This is a genomic window from Romboutsia sp. 13368, from assembly GCF_018336475.1.
GTDB lineage: Bacteria > Bacillota > Clostridia > Peptostreptococcales > Peptostreptococcaceae > Romboutsia.
On sequence record NZ_CP048741.1, the window covers coordinates 2,048,519 to 2,048,973 of the forward strand.

At 25.3% G+C, this 455-nt stretch carries 1 protein-coding gene; it reads right to left on the reverse strand.

Annotated elements, in window-relative coordinates:
* Window positions 1–141 precede the first annotated feature (141 nt).
* Window positions 142–455 (reverse strand): polysaccharide pyruvyl transferase family protein (locus G3997_RS08465; protein WP_296645356.1); only part of this gene is annotated, 314 nt, incomplete at its 5' end.

The window sequence follows — 455 nt, forward strand, 5'->3', positions numbered from 1 at the left end:
TGTAATTCTATGCTTGGATTTGCTGTTGTATGTATAATTAAAACAAATATACATAATATCCCTCTTAATATATTTGCTTCTCCAATGGATTTTTTAATTTTACTTTCTTGCATTAAATTCTCCTAAATACAATTTTAATATTTAACTAAATATTTCGATAGCTTTATTCGATGTTATTCTAGACTCATTTACTAATCTGTCTACATTTATTTTTAAATTAGTCTGAATCTGTAAAGAGTCATTTATTATTCTAATTGCTTTGTTCGATAAATCATTTGAATTCCAATTATCATCTACACTCCCTATACAAGGTTGATTAACAATATCTAAGAATGAATCTATTTTAGGATCATATGATATACCTATCATAGGAGTATTTACTGTTGCAGCAAATATAAGTGCATGTAATCTCATCCCTATCATAAGTCTAGAGTTTTTTATACATAAAATCTTTT